The sequence below is a fragment of the Arthrobacter sp. KBS0702 genome (assembly GCF_005937985.2).
In the GTDB taxonomy this organism is placed as follows: domain Bacteria; phylum Actinomycetota; class Actinomycetes; order Actinomycetales; family Micrococcaceae; genus Arthrobacter.
The window spans coordinates 923,651-940,680 of the sequence record NZ_CP042172.1 but is presented as its reverse complement, the minus strand read 5'-3'; the positions used below and the strand labels follow the sequence as shown (position 1 = coordinate 940,680).

The following is a 17,030-nucleotide window of genomic DNA, read 5'->3' as shown; positions in this document are numbered from 1 at the left end:
CGTCAGCCCTTGACGTACGGAATGCCGCTGGCCGCCGGCGGCCGGGAGCGGCCGACAAGGCCGGCGACGGCGAGCACGGTCACGAGGTACGGAAGCATCGCCATGAACTGGCTCGGGACCGGGGTGCCGATGATCGTCACGATGCTCTGCAGGTTGTCCGCGAAGCCGAACAGCAGGGCTGCGAAGAAGGCGCCGATCGGGTTCCAGCGGCCGAAGATCAGGGCGGCCAGGGCGATGAAGCCTCGGCCGCCGGAGATCTCCTTGGTGAAGCTGTCGATCGCGACGAGGGTGAAGAAGGAGCCGCCGATGCCGGCGATGGCGCCGCCGAGGGTGACATTCCAGAAGCGTGTGGCGTTGACCTTGATGCCCATCGTGTCGGCTGCCTGGGGGTGTTCGCCGACGGCACGGACCCGCAGGCCCCACTTGGTCTTGAACAGCCCCACCCAGACCACGATCACGGCGATGTACATCAGGTAGCCGATCAGGGACTGCTTGAACAGGATCGGCCCGATCAGCGGAATGTCGCCCAGGACGGGGATGGTGATCGGGTCAAGGTGCTCCGGCGAGTTGAACTTGGCCTTGTCCGCCTGCATGACGGTGCTGAACAGGAAGCCGGTGACTCCGGAGACGAGGACGTTGAGCACGACGCCGACGATGATCTGGTTGACCACGTATTTGATGCTGAACAGGGCCAGGACCATGGACACAAGCGCCCCGGCCACGGCCGCGGCCAGCAGGCCCAGGAAGGGGTTGTGCGTCAGTGTGGCGATGATCGCGGCCGTAAAGGCGCCGCCCAGGAGCTGGCCTTCGATGGCGATGTTCACGACGCCGACACGTTCGCAGAGCACGCCGGAGAGCGAGCCGAACACCAGCGGCACGGCGAGGGTCACCGAGCCCGCGATCAGTCCGGCCAGCGAGATGTTGGTGGTGCGGGCTCCGCCGACCACCCAGATCAGGAACGCGGCGACGAACAGGACAATGAACGCGACCGGGACCCAGGCCGGGGCCTTGTGGTTGCGGGTCTTGAGGAAGACGGCGTAGCCGGCCAGGGCCAGCATCAGCACCGAGAGGACGATGCCGCCGAGGAAGGCCGGAACCTCCAGCGCCGGCAGCTGAAAGAAGTCGCTGGCGGTGGAGATGCCGAACTTGGCGGTCTGGTGCGGGCCCATCAGCCCGAAGAAGATGAACGCCACAACCGCCAGGACCAGCAGGGTGACGGGGATCTTCCAGGTCACGGGCTTGGCGGTCACGGCCCGCTTGTGGTTGGTGGCCGACGGCTTTTCGTCTGGCCGGGGTGCAGGCTGCTGTCCCGGCTGGGGCGAGGTTGCTGTTGTGCTCATGCTGCTGCTCCGGTGGTTGCTGCCTGCTTGGACTTGGCGGCCTTGGCGGCCTTCTTCTTGCGCGGGTTCAGGCCGAACACCGCGCGCACCAGCGGGGGCGCGGCGATGAACAGCACGATCAGCGACTGGACCACCAGCACGATGTCGATCGGGGTCCCGGTCTGGATCTGCATCTGGACGGCGCCGGCGCGGAAGGCGCCGAACAGCAGGCCGGCGGCGAAGGTGCCCCACGGCGTCGACCGTCCCAGCAGCGCGACCGTAATGGCGTCAAAACCGTAGGTGGCAGCGACGCCGTCGGTGAGGACCTTCTCGGTGCCGGCCACCTGGGCCACGCCGGACATGCCGGCCAGGGCTCCCGCGATCGCCATCACCAGGATGGTGGCGCGGGGGACGTTGATGCCGGCGGTGAGGGCGGCCTTCGGGTTGGCGCCGACGGCCCGGAATTCGAAGCCGATCGTCGAGCGGTTCAGCACCCACCAGACGAACACCGTCGCGGCGATCGCCAGGAGGAAGCCGAGGTGCAGCCGGTACTGGGTGCCCAGGATCTGCGGGTAGATGGCGCTGGGATCCAGGATCGGCGAAATCGGGTTGGTCTCGCCGGGCCGCTGGAAGGCCGGGGTGTTGAGCAGGTAGCGCAGGAAGTAGAGCGCGATGTAGTTGAACATGATCGTCAGGATCACCTCGTGGGCGCCGGTGCGGGCCTTGAGGAACCCGACCAGTCCGGCCCAGAGGGCGCCGCCGACGATGCCGGCCACCAGGACCAGCAGCAGGTGCAGCCCCATCGGCAGGTGCAGCGCGAAGCCGACCCACGAGGCGAGGATGCCGGCCATGATGATCTGGCCCTGCGCGCCGATGTTGAACAGCCCGGCGCGGAAGGCAAGGGCGACGCCGAGGCCTGCGGTGATCAGCGGGGTGGCGATGGTGAGGGTTTCCATCAACGGGGCGAACTGCCCGGCCACGCCGGTGCCGCGCGGGTTGAACACGGAGCCTTGGAACAACGCCACGTAGGAGCGCGTGGCGGCGGACCAGACGGCGGAGAAGAAGTCGCTGGGCCGGGCGAAGAGGTAGCCGGCGCTCGCGCTGACCTCCTTGTCCGTGCTGGCGATCAGCAGGCCGCCCAGGATCAGCGCGAGCAGCACGGCCAGTACGGAAACCATGCCGCTGCCGGTGAAGATCTTGCGCAGCAGCGAGTCGGGGCCGCCGGGGACGGTCCCGCTCTGGGCGGAGACCGGGACGGCGGAGGGACGCATGGCGCCGCCGGCCGTGTCCAGCGAGGTGGCGGTGGTGGCGTCGGCCGCCGGGGCCTCGGTGTCCGGGGCCTCGGTGTCCGGGGTGTGGGCCGGGTCCGGTTCAGCCGCGTGGCGGGGCTTGTTTACTTCAGTCATGGTGCTCTCCTACGGCGCCGGAGGCTGACTCCTGCGCGGACTGGGCGGCGGGCGCCGGGGCAGCGGCTGTGGTTGCCGGGGTCTTGGTGGTGTCGGCGTGGGCCTCGTCGGGCGACAGCCCGGCCATCATGAGGCCAAGGACGTCGCGTCCGGTGCCGGCCGGCACAATGCCCACCAGCTTGCCCTTGTAAAGCACGGCGATCCGGTCCGCCAGTTCGATCACTTCGTCGAGTTCGGTGGACACGATCATCACGGGCGTGCCGTGGTCGCGTTCCGCCACAATCCGCTTGTGCAGGAACTCGATGGATCCGACGTCGACCCCGCGGGTCGGCTGGGAGGCGATGAAGAGGCGCAGCGGACGCGACAGCTCGCGCGCCATGACCACCTTCTGCTGGTTGCCGCCGGACAGGGTTCCCGCGGCGAGCGAGCCGGACGGGGTGCGCACGTCGAACTCGTCGATCCGGGTCTGCGCATTTTCCAGCACCTTGGCCGGGCTCATGCTGATGCCCTTCGCGAACGGCTCCTGGTCGTAACGGTCCAGGATCAGGTTTTCGGCGATCGAGAACGTCCCGATCAGGCCGTCCACCGAGCGGTCCTCCGGCACGAAGCCGACGCCGGCGCCGAGCACGTCCTTGACGCTGCGGCCCAGCAGTTCTTCGCCGTCGAGCAGGACGGAGCCGTGGACCCGGTCCTGCAGGCCCAGGATGGCTTCGGTGAGCTCGGTCTGGCCGTTGCCCTGGACGCCGGCGACGGCGAGGATCTCGCCGCGGGCGATGTCGAAGCTGATGCCGTCCACCACGTGCTGGCCGCTGGGCGCGATCACGGTCAGGTCCTTGACCTGGAAGGTGGTTTCCTGCGGCTTGGCCGGGGCCTTGTCCAGGGTCAGGTTGACCGCGCGGCCCACCATCATCGAGGCGAGTTCCGTCGTCGACGCCGTGGGGCTGGCCGTGCCAACGACCTTGCCGCGCCGGATCACCGTGATGGTGTCCGATACGGCCTTGACCTCGCGCAGCTTGTGCGAGATGAAGACGATCGAGGTGCCGTGGCTCTTGAGCTGGCGCATGATGTCCAGCAGTTCATCGGTGTCCTGCGGCGTCAGCACGGCGGTGGGCTCGTCCAGGATCAGCACCTTGGCGTCGCGGACCAGGGCCTTGATGATTTCCACCCGCTGCTGGACGCCGACCGGCAGGTCTTCGATCAGGGCGTCGGGGTCGACGTCGAAGCCGTACCGGTCGGAGATCTCCTGGATCTTCCGGCGGGTGTCATCGAGATTGAGGAATCCGCCGGCCTTCGTGGTTTCAGCCCCCAGCGCCACGTTTTCAGCGACGGTGAAGACCGGCACCAGCATAAAGTGCTGGTGCACCATGCCAATGCCGGCCGCCATGGCGTCCCCGGGACCGCGGAAGCTGACGGGCTTGTCGTCGATGAGGATTTCGCCCTCGGTCGGCTCGTAGAGCCCGTAGAGGACGTTCATCAGCGTGGACTTGCCGGCGCCGTTCTCGCCAAGCAGACAGTGGATCTGCCCCGGTTCAACCACCACATCAATGTGGTCGTTGGCTACCAGGGAGCCGAAGCGTTTGGTGATCCCCTTGAGTTCAAGTTTCAAAACTCTGACCAATCTCGAAGTATGTCCGGGTCACGGCCCGGATGCCGGTGATGGGGCTGCAGAACCAGCCTAGTGCCTGCGACGACCGGCGAAGCGGGGCCGGCGCAACGAAAAGCGCCACAGCCCGTGCGGTCTAAAACCGCGCGGGCCGTGGCGCTTAGCGAGGGAGTTAGGCCTTCGGGCTGGCTGCGGACTCAACCTTCAGCTTGCCGGAGGCAATATCCTTCTTGATCTGGTCCAGGTCCGACTTCAGCTGGGCCGGAACCTGGGAGTCCAGGTCGTGGAACGGAGCCAGCTGCACGCCGTCGTTCGCGAGGGTGCCGACGTACGGCGTGTTGGTGAACTTGCCGTCCTTGTCTTCCTTCACAACGGTCTCCACGGCTTCGCCCATCTGCTTCATGACAGAGGAGAGCATGATGTCCTTGTAGTCCGGAGCGGTGAGGAAGCCGTCGGAGTCAACCCAGATGAGCTTGACGTCCTTGCCTGCTGCCTTGGCTTCCTTCAGGGCCGCGCCTGCACCCTTGCCGACCGGTCCGGCGACGGGCATCACGATGTCCGCACCCTGGTCGAGGAAGTTCTGGGTGAACTGCTTGCCCTTGTCCTGCTTCTCGAAGTCGCCGGTGAAGGAGCCGTCCTGCTTGGCCTTGTCCCAGCCGAGAACCTTGACGTTCTTGCCGTTCTTCTCGTTGTAGTACTTCACGCCGTCGGCGTAGCCGTCCATGAAGATGGTGACGGTGGGGATCTTGATGCCGCCGAAGGTGGCGACCGTGCCGGACTTGGTGGTGCCGGCGGCGAGGTAACCGGCCATGAAGGCGGCCTGGGCCGTGTCGTAGATAATCGGCTTGACGTTGGCGATGGGCTTGTCGTAGCCGAAGTCGATGATCGCGAAGTGCTTGTCCGGGTTCGCCGTGGCCTGGGTCTTGGTGGCGTCGCCGAGGAGGAAGCCGACCGTGATGGTCAGGTTGCAGCCGGCGGTGACCATGGCGCGCAGGTTCGGCTCGAAGTCGTTGTTGGTCTTGGACTCGACCTGGTTGACCTTGATGCCGAGGTCCTTCTCGGTCTTCTTCAGACCTTCGTAGGAGGACTGGTTGAACGACTGGTCGTCGAATCCACCGGAGTCGGACACGATGCAGCCCGTGTAGTTGCTGGCCGACTTGGTGGCGCTGCTGCCGGCGTCGGGGGCGGCCCCGCAACCGGTGAGCAGCAGGGCAGCCGCACCCGCGGTGGCGACGCCGGCCATTGAACCGCGCTTAAGGGTGGCGCGCAGTGAGTTCTTCAAAGTTCCTCCAGGAAGAAAGAGATAGGCGCTACGACGGGAGTCCAATGAGTGTCTGCTTCCGGTTTTCCCCCGAAACACTGTTGTCACTGACGGATTCGCAGCACTGCGCCGAGGCGCACTGATGGAAGCTACTTTAGTGTCATGGAACACGTCGAGTAACACAGTTCACAGCTGTTTCCCAGATTGTTGAGAACTTGTTACCAAGCGGTACCCCACCTGCGCGAACGTACACTTGAGGCCCCGAAGTCGTGGGAAATCGGGGCCTCAAGTGTACGTTCGCGCGTGCTGGTGGCGGAGCTAGCTCAGAGGCGGACCAGCATCTTTCCGGTGTTGGCGCCCTCGAGCAGGTCCATGAAGGCCTGCGGGGCGTTCTCCAACCCATCCACGATGGTCTCGTCGTAACGGACGGTGCCGTCGGCCAGCCAGCCGGAGAGCTTCTCGACGAACTCGCCCATGTACTGCCAGTAGCCGCCCACCAGGAAGCCCTTGAGGGTCAGCTGTTTGCCGATGGCCAGCATGAGGTTCCGCGGGGCCGGCGTCGGCTCGGTGGAGTTGTACTGAGAGATGGCGCCGCACATGGCGACGCGGCCGCCGACGTTGAGCACGGACAGCGCGGCCTCGAGGTGCTCGCCGCCGACGTTGTCGAAATAGACGTCGATGCCCTTCTCCCCCGCGGCCTCCTTCAGCAGCTCGCGAACCGGGCCGTCGTGGTAGTTGAAGGCGGCGTCGAAGCCGAGCTCCAGCAGGCGGGCCACTTTCTCCGGGGTGCCGGCACTGCCGATCACCCGGGAGGCACCCATTGCCTTGGCAATCTGCCCCACCAGGGAGCCGACGGCGCCGGCTGCGCCGGAGACGAAGACGGCCTCGCCGGGCTTAAATTCGGCGACCTTGAGCAGCCCGGCGTAGGCGGTCAGGCCGGTCATGCCGAGCGCGCCCAGGAAGGCCGACGCCGGGGCCAGGTCGGTGCGGGCGGGCGTCGTCGCGGCGGCGTCCAGGACGGCGTACTCACGCCAACCGAGGCTGTGCACCACAGTGTCCCCCACCTCGCGGTCGGCTGAGCGGGTGGCGATGACCTCGCCGACGGCGCCGCCCTCCATGGCGGCGTCCAGGGCGAACGGCGCGGAGTAGGACTTGACGTCATTCATCCGGCCGCGCATGTAGGGGTCCACCGAGATGAAGAGATTGCGGACCAGGACCTGCCCGTCCTGCAGGTCCGGCAGAGCCGACTCGGCGAGGCGGAAGTTCTCCGGCACGGGACGTCCGTGCGGGCGGGACGCGAGCTGGATCTCGCGGGTTGTGGTGGGGATGGTGGTGGTTTCGTTGCTCATGCGGCGACCTCCAGGATCTTGATGTCTACGGTGATGTTGCCTCGGGTGGCGTTGGAGTAAGGGCAGACCTCATGGGCCTTGGCGACGAGCGCCTCGGCGGTTTCGCGGTCCACGGCCGGCAGTGCGACCTCGAGTTCGGCGGCGATGCCGTAGCCGGAGCCGCCGTCGAGGGCGCCGAGGTGGATCTTCGCGGCGACGGCGGAGTCGGTCAGGTCCGCTTTCTGCTGGCGGCCCACCAGGCGCAGGGCGGAGTGGAAGCAGGCGGCGTACCCGGCGGCGAAGAGCTGCTCGGGGTTGGTCCCTTCGCCGCTGCCGCCGAGCTCAACCGGGCTGGCCAGTGCGACGTTGAGCTTGCCGTCGGACGTCTGCGCGTTTCCGTCGCGTCCTTCGCCGGAGGCCAGTGCCTCGGCCGTATAGAGGGTCTTCATAAGGGTCCGATCTGTTGGAAATTCAGAGAAAACTGGGGGGTGCCGCGGAATCGCAGCCTGGCGGCGTGGGTCAGCGGCCGTCCTGCAGCGCAGCGGTCAGCCGGCCCAGCGTCTCGCGGAGCTGGTCAAGCTCCACGGCGGAAAGTCCGGCGGCATCGGCGAGCCGCTGCGGAATGCCGGTGGCGCGGGCGCTGAGGGCGGTGCCGGCCGCGGTGAGGAATACCTCCACGCGCCGCTCGTCCGCTGTGGACCGCCGTCGCTCGACGTAGCCGAGGGATTCGAGCCGCTTGAGCAGTGGCGAGAGCGTGCCGGAGTCGAGGCCGAGCTCCTCGCCCAGCTCGCGGACGCCGCGCGGTTGGTCCTCCCAGAGCACCATCATCACGAGGTATTGCGGGTAGGTCAGTCCGAGCTCGTCCAGCATCGGCCGGTAAGCGGCTGTGGCAGCCCGCGAGGCCGAGTACATGGCGAAGCACACCTGCCTGTCCAGGCGGGGGACGCCAGGCTCGGGGGCGTGGCTGGAAATGGTTTCGGTCACCCAAGAACAGTAGCCCACAATTCAGTTGTGCACAATTCATTCGTCCGAAGCCAGAGCGCGAACGTACACTTGAGGCCCGAAATCGCGGGGATTTCGGGCCTCAAGTGTACGTTCGCGCGGGGTGGAGGGGCGCGAAGTGTACGTTCGCGCCGGAGGGCCTAGAGGTCTCGGAGGGTGCGGAGCGCGGCGGCGGTGAGCACCCGGATGCCGAGGCCCAGGGCGCGCTCGTCCAGGATGTAGTCGCCGCGGTGCAGGTCGTATTCTTCGCCGCCGGGGGTCTTCGTGCCCAGCCGCATCATTGCCCCGGGCAGGTCGGCCAGGAACCAGGCGAAGTCCTCGCCGCCCATCGACTGCGGGGTCAGCACCACCGAGCTCTCGCCGATCTCGGCACGCGCGGCGGCCTCGATCAGCGCGGTTTCGTGTTCGGAGTTCACCACCGGCGGAACGCCGCGGGTGTGTTCCAGGTGGACGTCGACGCCGTAGGGCGCCGCGATCTGCTGCACCACCTCGTCGAGGATCTCCCCCGCGCTGTGCCAGGCCTCGCGGTCCAGGCAGCGCATGGTGCCGGCCATGTAGCCGCTCGCCGGGATGGCGTTCGGGGCCGAGCCGGCCGAAATGTGTCCCCACACCACGGAGACGCCGCTGCGGACGTCGACACGGCGGGACAGCACGGCCGGGACATTGATGGCGATCTGGGCCAGCGCAAAGACCAGTTCCTCGGTCAGGTGCGGACGCGACGTGTGGCCGCCCCGGCCGGTCAGTTCAATCTTGATGGTGTCCGACGCCGAGGTGATGGCGCCGATCCGGGTGCCGATCTTGCCCACTTCGATCCGGGGGTCGCAGTGCAGCGCCAGGATCCTGGGCACCCCCTCCAGCACGCCTTGTTCGATGCACGCGTGCGCGCCGCCGGGCATGGTCTCCTCGGCCGGCTGGAAAATGATGCGCACCGTGCCGCCCAGCGGCGACGACTCATGCATCTGCTGCAGGACCAGGGCGATGCCCAGCATCGTGGTGGTGTGGACGTCGTGGCCGCACGCATGCGTCACCCCGTGGTTCTTGGACGCGAACGGCAGCCCGGTCTCTTCGATAATGGGCAGCGCGTCAATGTCGCCGCGCAACGCCGTCGCAATCGGGCCCTCGCCGACGTCGACCGTCAGCCCGGTGCCCTCGAGCCGGCGGGGCTTGAGCCCGGCAGCCTCGAGCCGCTTGGCGAGCTGGTCGGTGGTGCGGAACTCCTTGAAAGAAAGCTCCGGGTGCGCATGCAGGTCGCGGCGGAAGGCGGTCAGCTCCGGCAGGAGTGGCTCCAGCCACGGCCCCACCAGGGTGGTTGGCTCAGCTTCAGTAGTGTAATTGCGCACACAATCACTGTAGCGAGAGTCCAAAAAATAGCGGCATCGCCGACGGCGCGTTACGGTTCCCGGACAGCGCCGCGGTCGCGGCTCAGTACGGCTAGCGCCCCGGCGCCGACGCCAGCCCCCCGGAGGGGGACTAGAGCAGGAGGGGACTAGAGCACGTCCGTGTCGCCGCTGGCCTTGAGCGCGTCCACCGCGGCCTTGACCCGCTGGGAGTTCGCCTTTGTGGTGACGAGCAGCGCATCCGGGGTATCCACGATCACGACGTCTTTGATGCCGATCAGTGCGATCACGCGCTTGGTGTCGGTGACCACCACACCGCTGGCGTTTTCGGTGAAGACGCGGGCGCCCGCGCCGATCACGGTGACGTCGTCGACTTCCTTGGCGCTGTTGAGGCGGCCCACGGAGGCGAAGTCTCCGACGTCGTCCCAGCGGAAGGTGCCGGGCACGACGGCGACGTCCCCGGCCGCGGCGGCCGGCTCGGCGACCGCGTAGTCGATGGCGATCTTGGGCAGCGTGGGCCAGACGCGGGAGGTGACCTCGTCGCGCAGCGGGGTGTCCCAGGCCTTGGCGATTTCCTGCAGGCCCGCGAACAGCTCCGGCTGGTTGGCTTCCAGGTGCTTGAGCATAAGCGAGACCGGCGCGACGAACATGCCGGCGTTCCAGACGTACTCGCCGCTGTCCAGGTACTGCTGGGCGACTTCCTCGCTGGGCTTCTCGACGAACTCGACGACCGTGTGGGCGCTCGGGGCACCTGCCACACTCAGCTTGTCGCCGGCGCGGATGTAGCCGAACCCGGTGGAGGGGTGGGTGGGCTTGATGCCGATCGTCACGATCTTGCCGGCGGCCGCGGTGTGGATCGCCTCGCGGACGGCGTCCTGGAACAGTTCGTCAGGGCTGATGACCTGGTCCGCGGCGAAGGACCCCATGATGGTGTCCGGGTCGCGCTCGTACAGGATGGCGGCGGCGAGCCCGATGGCCGCCCCGGAATCCTTGGGCTCGCTCTCCAGGACCAGGTCCGCCTCGGACACCTCGGGCAGCTGGCGGCACACGGCCTCGCGGTGTGCGGTTCCGGTGACGACCAACACGCGGCTGCCGGCGAGGGGTTCCAGCCGGTCATAGGTGGCGCGCAGCAGGGTGCTGCCGGACCCGGTGAGGTCGTGCAGGAACTTCGGGGCAGCGGCCCGGGACAGCGGCCAGAGCCGGGTGCCGACTCCGCCGGCAGGAATCACCGCGATAAAGCGGTCCAGCGGGGAGTCCGCTGCATCGCCCTCGGGTGAGCCGTGGCTGGTCATATTGTCTGTAGTCATCACGGCTACTTTAGCGGAACGCCGCCCAGACGCCCCGGGGCACGAGTGTGGCGACGCGCACGGGGCCCGCGGGCAGGACGCTGACGGCACCCGCGCACCGATCCGCCACCGGCGCCAGCAAATGTGGCGTTCGTCTCAAAAGTGGTTGAAAACCGCGCCGGGCGCCGTCACCATCGATCCGCTGAATTGAATAAGCTGAGAGCGAAGCCTAGATTTAGGCTTGAGCTTACGAGTGCTCTCGCAGCAGGCGTTCCCCCCGCGTGGATCCCATGCCAGCGCCGCTGTGTTGCAGGGAGGTTTATTCAGTGCCGACAAAACCAGCTGGCACCTTGTACCGCGGCCGTGAAGGCATGTGGTCCTGGGTTGGACACCGCGTTACCGGTGTAGTGATCTTTTTCTTCTTGTTGGTCCACGTGCTGGACACCTCATTGGTGCGTGTGTCCCCCGAGGCCTACACCGCCGTGATCGGTGCCTACAAGAACCCCCTTATGGCCCTGGGTGAAACGGGCCTTGTCGCAGCGATCGTGTTCCACGCCTTCAACGGCCTGCGGATCATCGCCGTCGACTTCTGGAAGAAGGGCGCGAAGTACCAGCGCCAGATGCTGTGGACGGTCCTGGCCCTCTGGGTCGTCGTCATGGTCGGCTTCTCCATCCGCCACCTGTCCCTCGCCTTCGGAGGTCACTAAACCATGACTGCAACCATTCAGAGTCCCCGCAGCGGCCGGATTGCACCGCAGTACCGCCGCAACGGCTCCTCCAAGGGCAACTTCGAGATGCTGGCATGGCTGTTCATGCGGCTTTCCGGCGTCGTCCTCGTGGTCCTCATCTTCGGCCACCTGACCGTCAACCTGCTGGTGGGCGAAGGCATCCACGCCATCGACTTCGGCTTCGTCGCCGGCAAGTGGGCCGACCCGTTCTGGCAGGTCTGGGACCTGGCCATGCTGTGGCTCGCCATGCTGCACGGCACCAACGGCGTGCGCACCATCATCAACGACTACGCCGAAAAGGACGCGACGCGCCTTTGGCTGAAGATCGTGCTCTACGCGGCCGCCGCGGCCATCATCATCCTCGGCACCCTGGTGATCTTCACCTTCAACCCGTGCCCAGTGGTTGACGGCGTGCAGCTGCCCGGCGGGTTCTGCCCCGCCCCGTAGCGGCCCCTGCCTTCGGGCGCTGGTCCTTGCCTGCTTTGCGGAACAAGGATCAGGAGACTTCACTGCGCAGGCTCCGCCGGCGGTGTTTTACAGCGAATTTTGAGAGAAAGAGCATCTGGTATGCAGGTCCATAAGTACGACGTCGTCATTGTCGGTGCCGGTGGCGCTGGCATGCGCGCCGCGATCGAATCCGGTCAGCGTGCGCGAACAGCAGTACTGACCAAGCTTTATCCCACGCGCTCCCACACCGGCGCGGCGCAGGGCGGCATGTGTGCAGCCCTGGCCAACGTCGAGGAAGACAACTGGGAGTGGCACACCTTCGACACCATCAAGGGCGGCGACTACCTGGTGGACCAGGACGCCGCCGAGGTCATGGCGAAGGAAGCGATCGACGCCGTCCTGGACCTGGAAAAGATGGGCCTGCCGTTCAACCGCACGCCCGAGGGCCGGATCGACCAGCGCCGCTTCGGCGGGCACACCCGCGACCACGGCAAGGCTCCGGTCCGCCGCGCCTGCTACGCCGCGGACCGCACCGGCCACATGATCCTGCAGACCCTGTACCAAAACTGCGTCAAGCACAACGTTGAGTTCTACAACGAGTACTACGTGCTCGACCTGCTGACCGTCGAGGAAGACGCGGTCCGCGAGGACGGCACCCCGTACAAGCAGAAGCGCGTGGCCGGCGTCGTCTCCTACGACCTCGCCTCCGGCGAGCTGCACGTTTTCCAGGCCAAGTCCGTGGTTTTCGCCTCCGGCGGCGCCGGCAAGGTCTTCAAGACCACCTCCAACGCCCACACCCTGACCGGCGACGGCATGGGCATCGCGTTCCGCCGCGGCATCCCGTTGGAAGACATGGAGTTCTTCCAGTTCCACCCGACCGGTCTCGCCGGCCTGGGCATCCTGCTCTCCGAGGCTGCCCGCGGCGAAGGCGCGATCCTGCGCAACTCCGAGGGTGAGCGCTTTATGGAGCGCTACGCCCCCACCATCAAGGACCTCGCCCCGCGTGACATCGTGGCCCGCTCCATGGCCAACGAGGTCCGTGAAGGCCGCGGCTGCGGCCCGAACAAGGACTACGTCCTGCTGGACCTGACCCACCTCGAGCCGGCGCACATCGACGCCAAGCTGCCGGACATCACCGAGTTCGCCCGCACCTACCTCGGTGTGGAGCCGTACACGGAGCCGGTTCCGGTCTTCCCGACGGCGCACTACGCCATGGGCGGTATCCCCACCAACATCAGCGCCGAGGTCCTGCAGGACAACGACACCGTTGTCCCCGGCCTCTACGCCGCCGGTGAGGTCGCCTGCGTCTCGGTGCACGGTTCCAACCGCCTGGGCACCAACTCGCTGCTGGACATCAACGTCTTCGGCAAGCGCGCCGGCATCGCCGCCGCGGAATACGCCAAGACCGCGGACTTCGTCGAACTTCCCGCCGATCCCGAGGCGTACACGCTGAACCTGCTGGAGCACGTCCGCACCTCGGACGGCACCGAGAAGGTGGCCCAGATCCGCAAGGAACTGCAGGACACCATGGACGCCAACATGCAGGTGTTCCGCACCGCCGAGACGCTGAACCAGGTCCTGAAGGACATTGCGTCCTTCGAGGAGCGGTACCAGCGCATCAGCGTCCAGGACAAGGGCAAGCGCTTCAACCTGGACCTGCTCGAGGCCGTGGAACTCGGCTTCCTGCTGGAACTGGCCAAGGTCATGACTGTGGCTGCCCTGCACCGCGAGGAATCCCGCGGCGGACACTTCCGCGAGGACTTCCCCGAGCGCGACGACGAAAAATTCATGAAGCACTCCATGGCGTACAAGGATGACCACGCACCGGCGGACGGTTCCGCCGAGTCGATTGCCGGCATCCGGCTTGCCACCAAACCGGTGGTCTTTACGCGCTACGAGCCGATGGTGAGGAAGTACTAAGATGACCGCTGAACTCGCTGAGCCAGCCTCCAAGATCGAACTGCCCGCCGGCGTCGGCGGCGGCGGGGACATCCCGTCCTTCGACGTCCACCTGCGCGTGCGCCGCTACAACCCGGAGGTCTCCGACGAGTCCACCTGGGACGACTTCCACGTCACCATGTACGGAACGGACCGCGTCCTGGACGCACTGCACAAGGTCAAGTGGGAGATTGACGGCAGCGTCTCCTTCCGCCGGTCCTGCGCCCACGGCGTCTGCGGCTCCGATGCCATGCGCATCAACGGCCGCAACCGCCTGGCCTGCAAGACCCTGCTCAAGGACCTGGACACGTCCAAGCCCATCACGGTCGAGCCGATCAAGGGCCTGCCGGTGGAGAAGGACCTGATCGTGGACATGGAACCGTTCTTCCAGTCCTTCCGCGAAGTCATGCCCTTCCTGATCAACCGCGGCCACGAGCCCACCAAGGAACGTCTGCAGTCCGCCGAGGACCGCGAGCGGTTCGACGACACCACCAAGTGCATCCTCTGCGCCGCGTGCACCTCGTCCTGCCCGGTGTTCTGGACCGACGGCCAGTACTTCGGCCCGGCGGCGATCGTCAACGCGCACCGCTTCATCTTCGATTCCCGTGATGACGCCGGCGACATGCGCCTGGAGATCCTCAATGACAAGGAAGGTGTGTGGCGCTGCCGCACCACCTTCAACTGCACCGAGGCCTGCCCCCGCGGCATCCAGGTCACGCAGGCCATCGCCGAGGTCAAGCAGGCCATCCTGGCCCGCAAGATCTAGCTTCCCTTTTCACCACCAGCTCCACACGACGACGGCGCCTCCCACCTTCCCGGTGGGGGCGCCGTCGTCGTAAGCCCCTATGACCGAAAGGTTCCTGTGTCCCGCTCCGAGAAAGTCTCCTTCGAAGGTTCCACCGGCGAGCTGCTCTCCGGCGTCGTCGACCTCCCCGAGGGACCGGTGAAAGGCTGGGGCGTGTTCTCGCACGGCTTCACGCTGGGCAAGGACAGCCCCTCGGCCTCGCGGATGTGCAAGGCGCTGGCGGACAACGGTGTGGGCATGCTGCGGTTCGACAACCTGGGCCTTGGCGAGTCCGCCGGGCTCTGGTCGGAGGGTTCTTTCAGCCACAAGGTGGCGGATACCGTGAAGGCCGCAGAGTTCATGCGCGAATCCGGCCGGCCCGTCTCACTGCTGGTGGGGCACTCCTTCGGCGGTGCCGCGGTGCTGGCGGCCGCACGGGAGATCCCGGAGCTCGACGCCGTCGCTACCGTCGGTGCCCCGTTCTCGCCCAAGCACGTGGCCCACGTCTTTGACGCGGCGCTGGACCGGATTCTGAGCGAGGGCAGCGCCGAGGTGGACCTGGGTGGCAAACGGGTGGAGATCAGGCGGCACTTCGTGGAGGACCTGGAAAACGCGGACCTGACCGACTGCATCCGGCAACTGCACAAGCCGCTGATGGTGCTGCACTCCCCCACCGACAACACGGTCGGCATCGAGAACGCCAGCAGCATCTTCCAGACCGCGCGGCACCCGCGCAGCTTCGTCTCGCTGGAGGGCTCCGACCACCTGCTGACAGGCAAGGGCCAGGCCGCCCGCGCGGCGAAGATTATTTCAGCGTGGGCCGATCAGTACCTCGACGCCGGAAACTAGCTGACGGGCGGCGGACCGCCCGGGGCTCGGTCGGAGTCTTCCCCGGCTGCACCTGGCGGGCGCCCCAGCCGTTAGTCTTCGCCAACGGCGCTGATTTCACGTCCTCCTCGCGGATGGCCGACCACGCCGCCGAGACGAGGTAGACCTGGCTGACCAGGTTGAACCAGATGAGCAGCCCGATGATGATCGCGAACGGCGCGAGGATCGGGTTCCGGCCGGCGCTGGCGAGCAGCTCGGCGCTGAAAATCTGCAGCACGCTGGTCCCCACGGCGGCGAGGATGGTTCCTTCCAGGAGGGCCCGGCGCTGCAGTTTCAGCCCGGCGGCCAGCCGGAACATGATCAGCGCGGTCGCCCAGCCCAGCACCAGCGGCACGGCGATCTTGATGGACGTGGTCAGCGGGCCGGCCACCAGCGGGTCCAGCTTAAGCTGTTCGGCGACCCAGCCGGCGGCGGTGCCGAACACCAGCGAGGCGCCGGCACTGATCACCAGCGCGACGCCGAGCAGCAGCAGGGTCCCGACGTCGTGCAGTTTGAGCAGGATCGGATTCATCTTCAGCGGCCCGAGCCGCAGAACCCCGCGCAGGCCGTCGCGCAGGCCCGCAATCCAGCCCAGCGACGTCACCACGGTCACGACGGCGGCAATCACGGCCGTCCACCCCAGCCCGTTGGGGTTCAGCAGGTCCTGCGGGTCCACCAGCCCCTCCCGGCCGTCGACCTTGAGCAGGCCCGGGGCGCTCGAGGCGACGCTGCCCACCACCCGCTCCAGCAGGGCGGGCTGGCCGCTCAGCAGCAGGCCGGCCACTGAGAAGCCGGTGGCCAGCAGACCGGTGATGGAGAAGAACATGTTGAAGCCGATGCCGGCGCTCATCAGCGGGCCGTGCTGCAGGTTGTAATGCTGGAAAGCGCGCATCGGCCGGAAGGCGTTGAGCCGGGCCAGCTGCCATTGGACCATCGCCAGCGGCGCGGCCAGGCCCCCGCCGGAGGCGCGGCTCGCCTTGCTCCAGTCGACCCGTTTCCGGATCACTTCGAGCCGCAGACGTGCCAGCTCGGTGGGAAGGGGAGGATCAGCGTGCGCCTGCTGGGCCGGCCGGGTCTCGGTGGTCGTCAGATTCGGTGCCAAAGTCAAGCTCTTCCCGTAGCTGCCAGATGCCGTTGTCGTCGTGCTCGTAAAGTCCCATGCTAGCCACCGGGAAGCTGGCCCTGTAATCCTTGAGCACCGTTTCGGCCTCGTCGAGGCTCTCCGGGGCCACGTCGTGGGCCACGGTCACGTGCGGGTGGTAGGCGAAGGGGAGCTCGCGCTCCAGCGGGCCGGACTGCAGCTGGCGGTGCAGGCTGACGCATTCGCCGAAGCCGGCCTCGACGTTCAGGAACACCACCGGCGAGACCGGCCGGAAGGTCCCGGTGCCCGCAATCGTCACGGTGAACGGCGCCTGCTGGCGGGCCACCTCACGGACGTGGCTGCGGGTGGCCTCCCAGTCCTGCGTCATGGTGGTGGTCACGAGCGTGATATGCGCCGGCACTGTCGCCGCCATCGGATCGCCGAAGGAGGCACGCCAGCGCTGCAGTTCCTCGGCGATCTCCGGCGGGAAGCCCAGGATGACGCCGATGCTGATGCCTTCGTCCGGGGTCTGCCCAGTGCCAGACGCCGGGCCCTGATGGGGTGCGGCGGCTGAACCCTTGCGTCCGCTGTGGTGGGCGGCGCGTCCGGTGTCGCTGGCGGTGACTTTGCTGGCGGAGGACAT

At 67.1% G+C, this 17,030-nt stretch carries 16 protein-coding genes; 5 read left to right on the top strand and 11 right to left on the bottom strand.

What is annotated here, in order from left to right:
- Positions 1-2: 2 nt before the first annotated feature.
- The 9 genes from FFF93_RS04340 to FFF93_RS04300 all read right to left on the bottom strand — a co-directional run bounded on the left by FFF93_RS04340 (position 3) and on the right by FFF93_RS04300 (position 10,563).
- Positions 3-1,340: an ABC transporter permease gene (locus FFF93_RS04340; RefSeq protein ID WP_138770007.1), complete on the bottom strand. Its 1,338-nt coding sequence runs from the start codon at positions 1,338-1,340 to the stop codon at positions 3-5.
- Positions 1,337-2,725, bottom strand: a complete 1,389-nt coding sequence (locus tag FFF93_RS04335; protein WP_138770008.1) for an ABC transporter permease — start codon at positions 2,723-2,725, stop codon at positions 1,337-1,339. The genes FFF93_RS04340 and FFF93_RS04335 overlap by 4 nt, the downstream gene beginning before the upstream one ends.
- The gene (locus FFF93_RS04330; RefSeq protein WP_138770009.1) at positions 2,718-4,331 is read right to left on the bottom strand and encodes an ABC transporter ATP-binding protein; all 1,614 of its coding nucleotides are present in this window, start codon (positions 4,329-4,331) and stop codon (positions 2,718-2,720) included. Before FFF93_RS04330 ends, FFF93_RS04335 begins: the two co-directional genes overlap by 8 nt.
- Positions 4,332-4,500: 169 nt before the next feature.
- Positions 4,501-5,571 carry a BMP family protein gene (locus FFF93_RS04325; RefSeq protein WP_138770549.1) on the bottom strand — a complete coding sequence of 357 codons (1,071 nt, stop codon included), beginning with the start codon at positions 5,569-5,571 and terminating at the stop codon, positions 4,501-4,503.
- Between the two features lie 341 nt (positions 5,572-5,912).
- Complete coding sequence (locus FFF93_RS04320) at positions 5,913-6,938, bottom strand: NADP-dependent oxidoreductase (protein ID WP_138770010.1); 1,026 nt, start codon at positions 6,936-6,938, stop codon at positions 5,913-5,915.
- Positions 6,935-7,366, bottom strand: a complete 432-nt coding sequence (locus FFF93_RS04315) for an organic hydroperoxide resistance protein (protein ID WP_138770011.1) — start codon at positions 7,364-7,366, stop codon at positions 6,935-6,937. Before FFF93_RS04315 ends, FFF93_RS04320 begins: the two co-directional genes overlap by 4 nt.
- A gap of 70 nt (positions 7,367-7,436) precedes the next feature.
- Entirely contained in the window at positions 7,437-7,829 is a 393-nt protein-coding gene (locus FFF93_RS04310; protein WP_138770550.1) for a MarR family winged helix-turn-helix transcriptional regulator, read from the bottom strand.
- Positions 7,830-8,059: 230 nt separating this feature from the next.
- Positions 8,060-9,259 (bottom strand): amidohydrolase, encoded by a 1,200-nt coding sequence (locus FFF93_RS04305; RefSeq protein WP_138770012.1) that lies wholly within the window; start codon positions 9,257-9,259, stop codon positions 8,060-8,062.
- A gap of 146 nt (positions 9,260-9,405) precedes the next feature.
- The gene (locus FFF93_RS04300) at positions 9,406-10,563 is read right to left on the bottom strand and encodes a mannose-1-phosphate guanylyltransferase (protein WP_395858417.1); all 1,158 of its coding nucleotides are present in this window, start codon (positions 10,561-10,563) and stop codon (positions 9,406-9,408) included.
- Between the two features lie 350 nt (positions 10,564-10,913).
- Here FFF93_RS04300 and sdhC point away from each other — a divergent pair, with 350 nt between their 5' ends.
- The 5 genes from sdhC (at position 10,914) to FFF93_RS04275 (ending at position 15,288) form a co-directional block, all read left to right on the top strand.
- Positions 10,914-11,249 carry a succinate dehydrogenase, cytochrome b556 subunit gene (gene sdhC, locus FFF93_RS04295; RefSeq protein WP_315851473.1) on the top strand — a complete coding sequence of 112 codons (336 nt, stop codon included), beginning with the start codon at positions 10,914-10,916 and terminating at the stop codon, positions 11,247-11,249.
- Positions 11,250-11,252: 3 nt separating this feature from the next.
- Positions 11,253-11,717, top strand: a complete 465-nt coding sequence (locus FFF93_RS04290; RefSeq protein ID WP_138770014.1) for a succinate dehydrogenase hydrophobic membrane anchor subunit — start codon at positions 11,253-11,255, stop codon at positions 11,715-11,717.
- Positions 11,718-11,837: 120 nt separating this feature from the next.
- A complete protein-coding gene (gene sdhA, locus FFF93_RS04285; protein WP_138770015.1) occupies positions 11,838-13,637 on the top strand; it encodes a succinate dehydrogenase flavoprotein subunit in 1,800 nt (599 codons plus the stop codon).
- A 1-nt stretch (position 13,638) separates the two neighbouring features.
- A complete protein-coding gene (locus FFF93_RS04280) occupies positions 13,639-14,421 on the top strand; it encodes a succinate dehydrogenase iron-sulfur subunit (protein ID WP_138770016.1) in 783 nt (260 codons plus the stop codon).
- 96 nt (positions 14,422-14,517) lie between these two features.
- The gene (locus tag FFF93_RS04275) at positions 14,518-15,288 is read left to right on the top strand and encodes a S9 family peptidase (protein ID WP_138770017.1); all 771 of its coding nucleotides are present in this window, start codon (positions 14,518-14,520) and stop codon (positions 15,286-15,288) included.
- On the opposite strand, the gene FFF93_RS04270 is transcribed toward FFF93_RS04275, so the two are convergent.
- Together FFF93_RS04270 and FFF93_RS04265 are read right to left on the bottom strand one after the other, a co-directional pair.
- Positions 15,245-16,408: a YihY/virulence factor BrkB family protein gene (locus FFF93_RS04270; protein WP_395858416.1), complete on the bottom strand. Its 1,164-nt coding sequence runs from the start codon at positions 16,406-16,408 to the stop codon at positions 15,245-15,247. The two genes, FFF93_RS04275 and FFF93_RS04270, sit on opposite strands and share 44 nt — an antisense overlap.
- Complete coding sequence (locus tag FFF93_RS04265; RefSeq protein WP_138770018.1) at positions 16,353-17,030, bottom strand: 2'-5' RNA ligase family protein; 678 nt, start codon at positions 17,028-17,030, stop codon at positions 16,353-16,355. The genes FFF93_RS04270 and FFF93_RS04265 overlap by 56 nt, the downstream gene beginning before the upstream one ends.

Bases quoted from the DNA above. Each gene is read 5' to 3' on its own strand.
- FFF93_RS04340 (WP_138770007.1), bottom strand. From the start codon at position 1,340: ATGAGCACAACAGCAACCTCGCCCCAGCCGGGACAGCAGCCTGCACCC.
- FFF93_RS04335 (WP_138770008.1), bottom strand. From the start codon at position 2,725: ATGACTGAAGTAAACAAGCCCCGCCACGCGGCTGAACCGGACCCGGCC.
- FFF93_RS04325 (WP_138770549.1), bottom strand. From the start codon at position 5,571: ATGGCCGGCGTCGCCACCGCGGGTGCGGCTGCCCTGCTGCTCACCGGT.
- FFF93_RS04320 (WP_138770010.1), bottom strand. From the start codon at position 6,938: ATGAGCAACGAAACCACCACCATCCCCACCACAACCCGCGAGATCCAG.
- FFF93_RS04315 (WP_138770011.1), bottom strand. From the start codon at position 7,366: ATGAAGACCCTCTATACGGCCGAGGCACTGGCCTCCGGCGAAGGACGC.
- FFF93_RS04310 (WP_138770550.1), bottom strand. From the start codon at position 7,829: ATGTACTCGGCCTCGCGGGCTGCCACAGCCGCTTACCGGCCGATGCTG.
- FFF93_RS04300 (WP_395858417.1), bottom strand. From the start codon at position 10,563: ATGACTACAGACAATATGACCAGCCACGGCTCACCCGAGGGCGATGCA.
- sdhC (WP_315851473.1), top strand. From the start codon at position 10,914: ATGTGGTCCTGGGTTGGACACCGCGTTACCGGTGTAGTGATCTTTTTC.
- FFF93_RS04290 (WP_138770014.1), top strand. From the start codon at position 11,253: ATGACTGCAACCATTCAGAGTCCCCGCAGCGGCCGGATTGCACCGCAG.
- sdhA (WP_138770015.1), top strand. From the start codon at position 11,838: ATGCAGGTCCATAAGTACGACGTCGTCATTGTCGGTGCCGGTGGCGCT.
- FFF93_RS04280 (WP_138770016.1), top strand. From the start codon at position 13,639: ATGACCGCTGAACTCGCTGAGCCAGCCTCCAAGATCGAACTGCCCGCC.
- FFF93_RS04265 (WP_138770018.1), bottom strand. From the start codon at position 17,030: ATGTCCTCCGCCAGCAAAGTCACCGCCAGCGACACCGGACGCGCCGCC.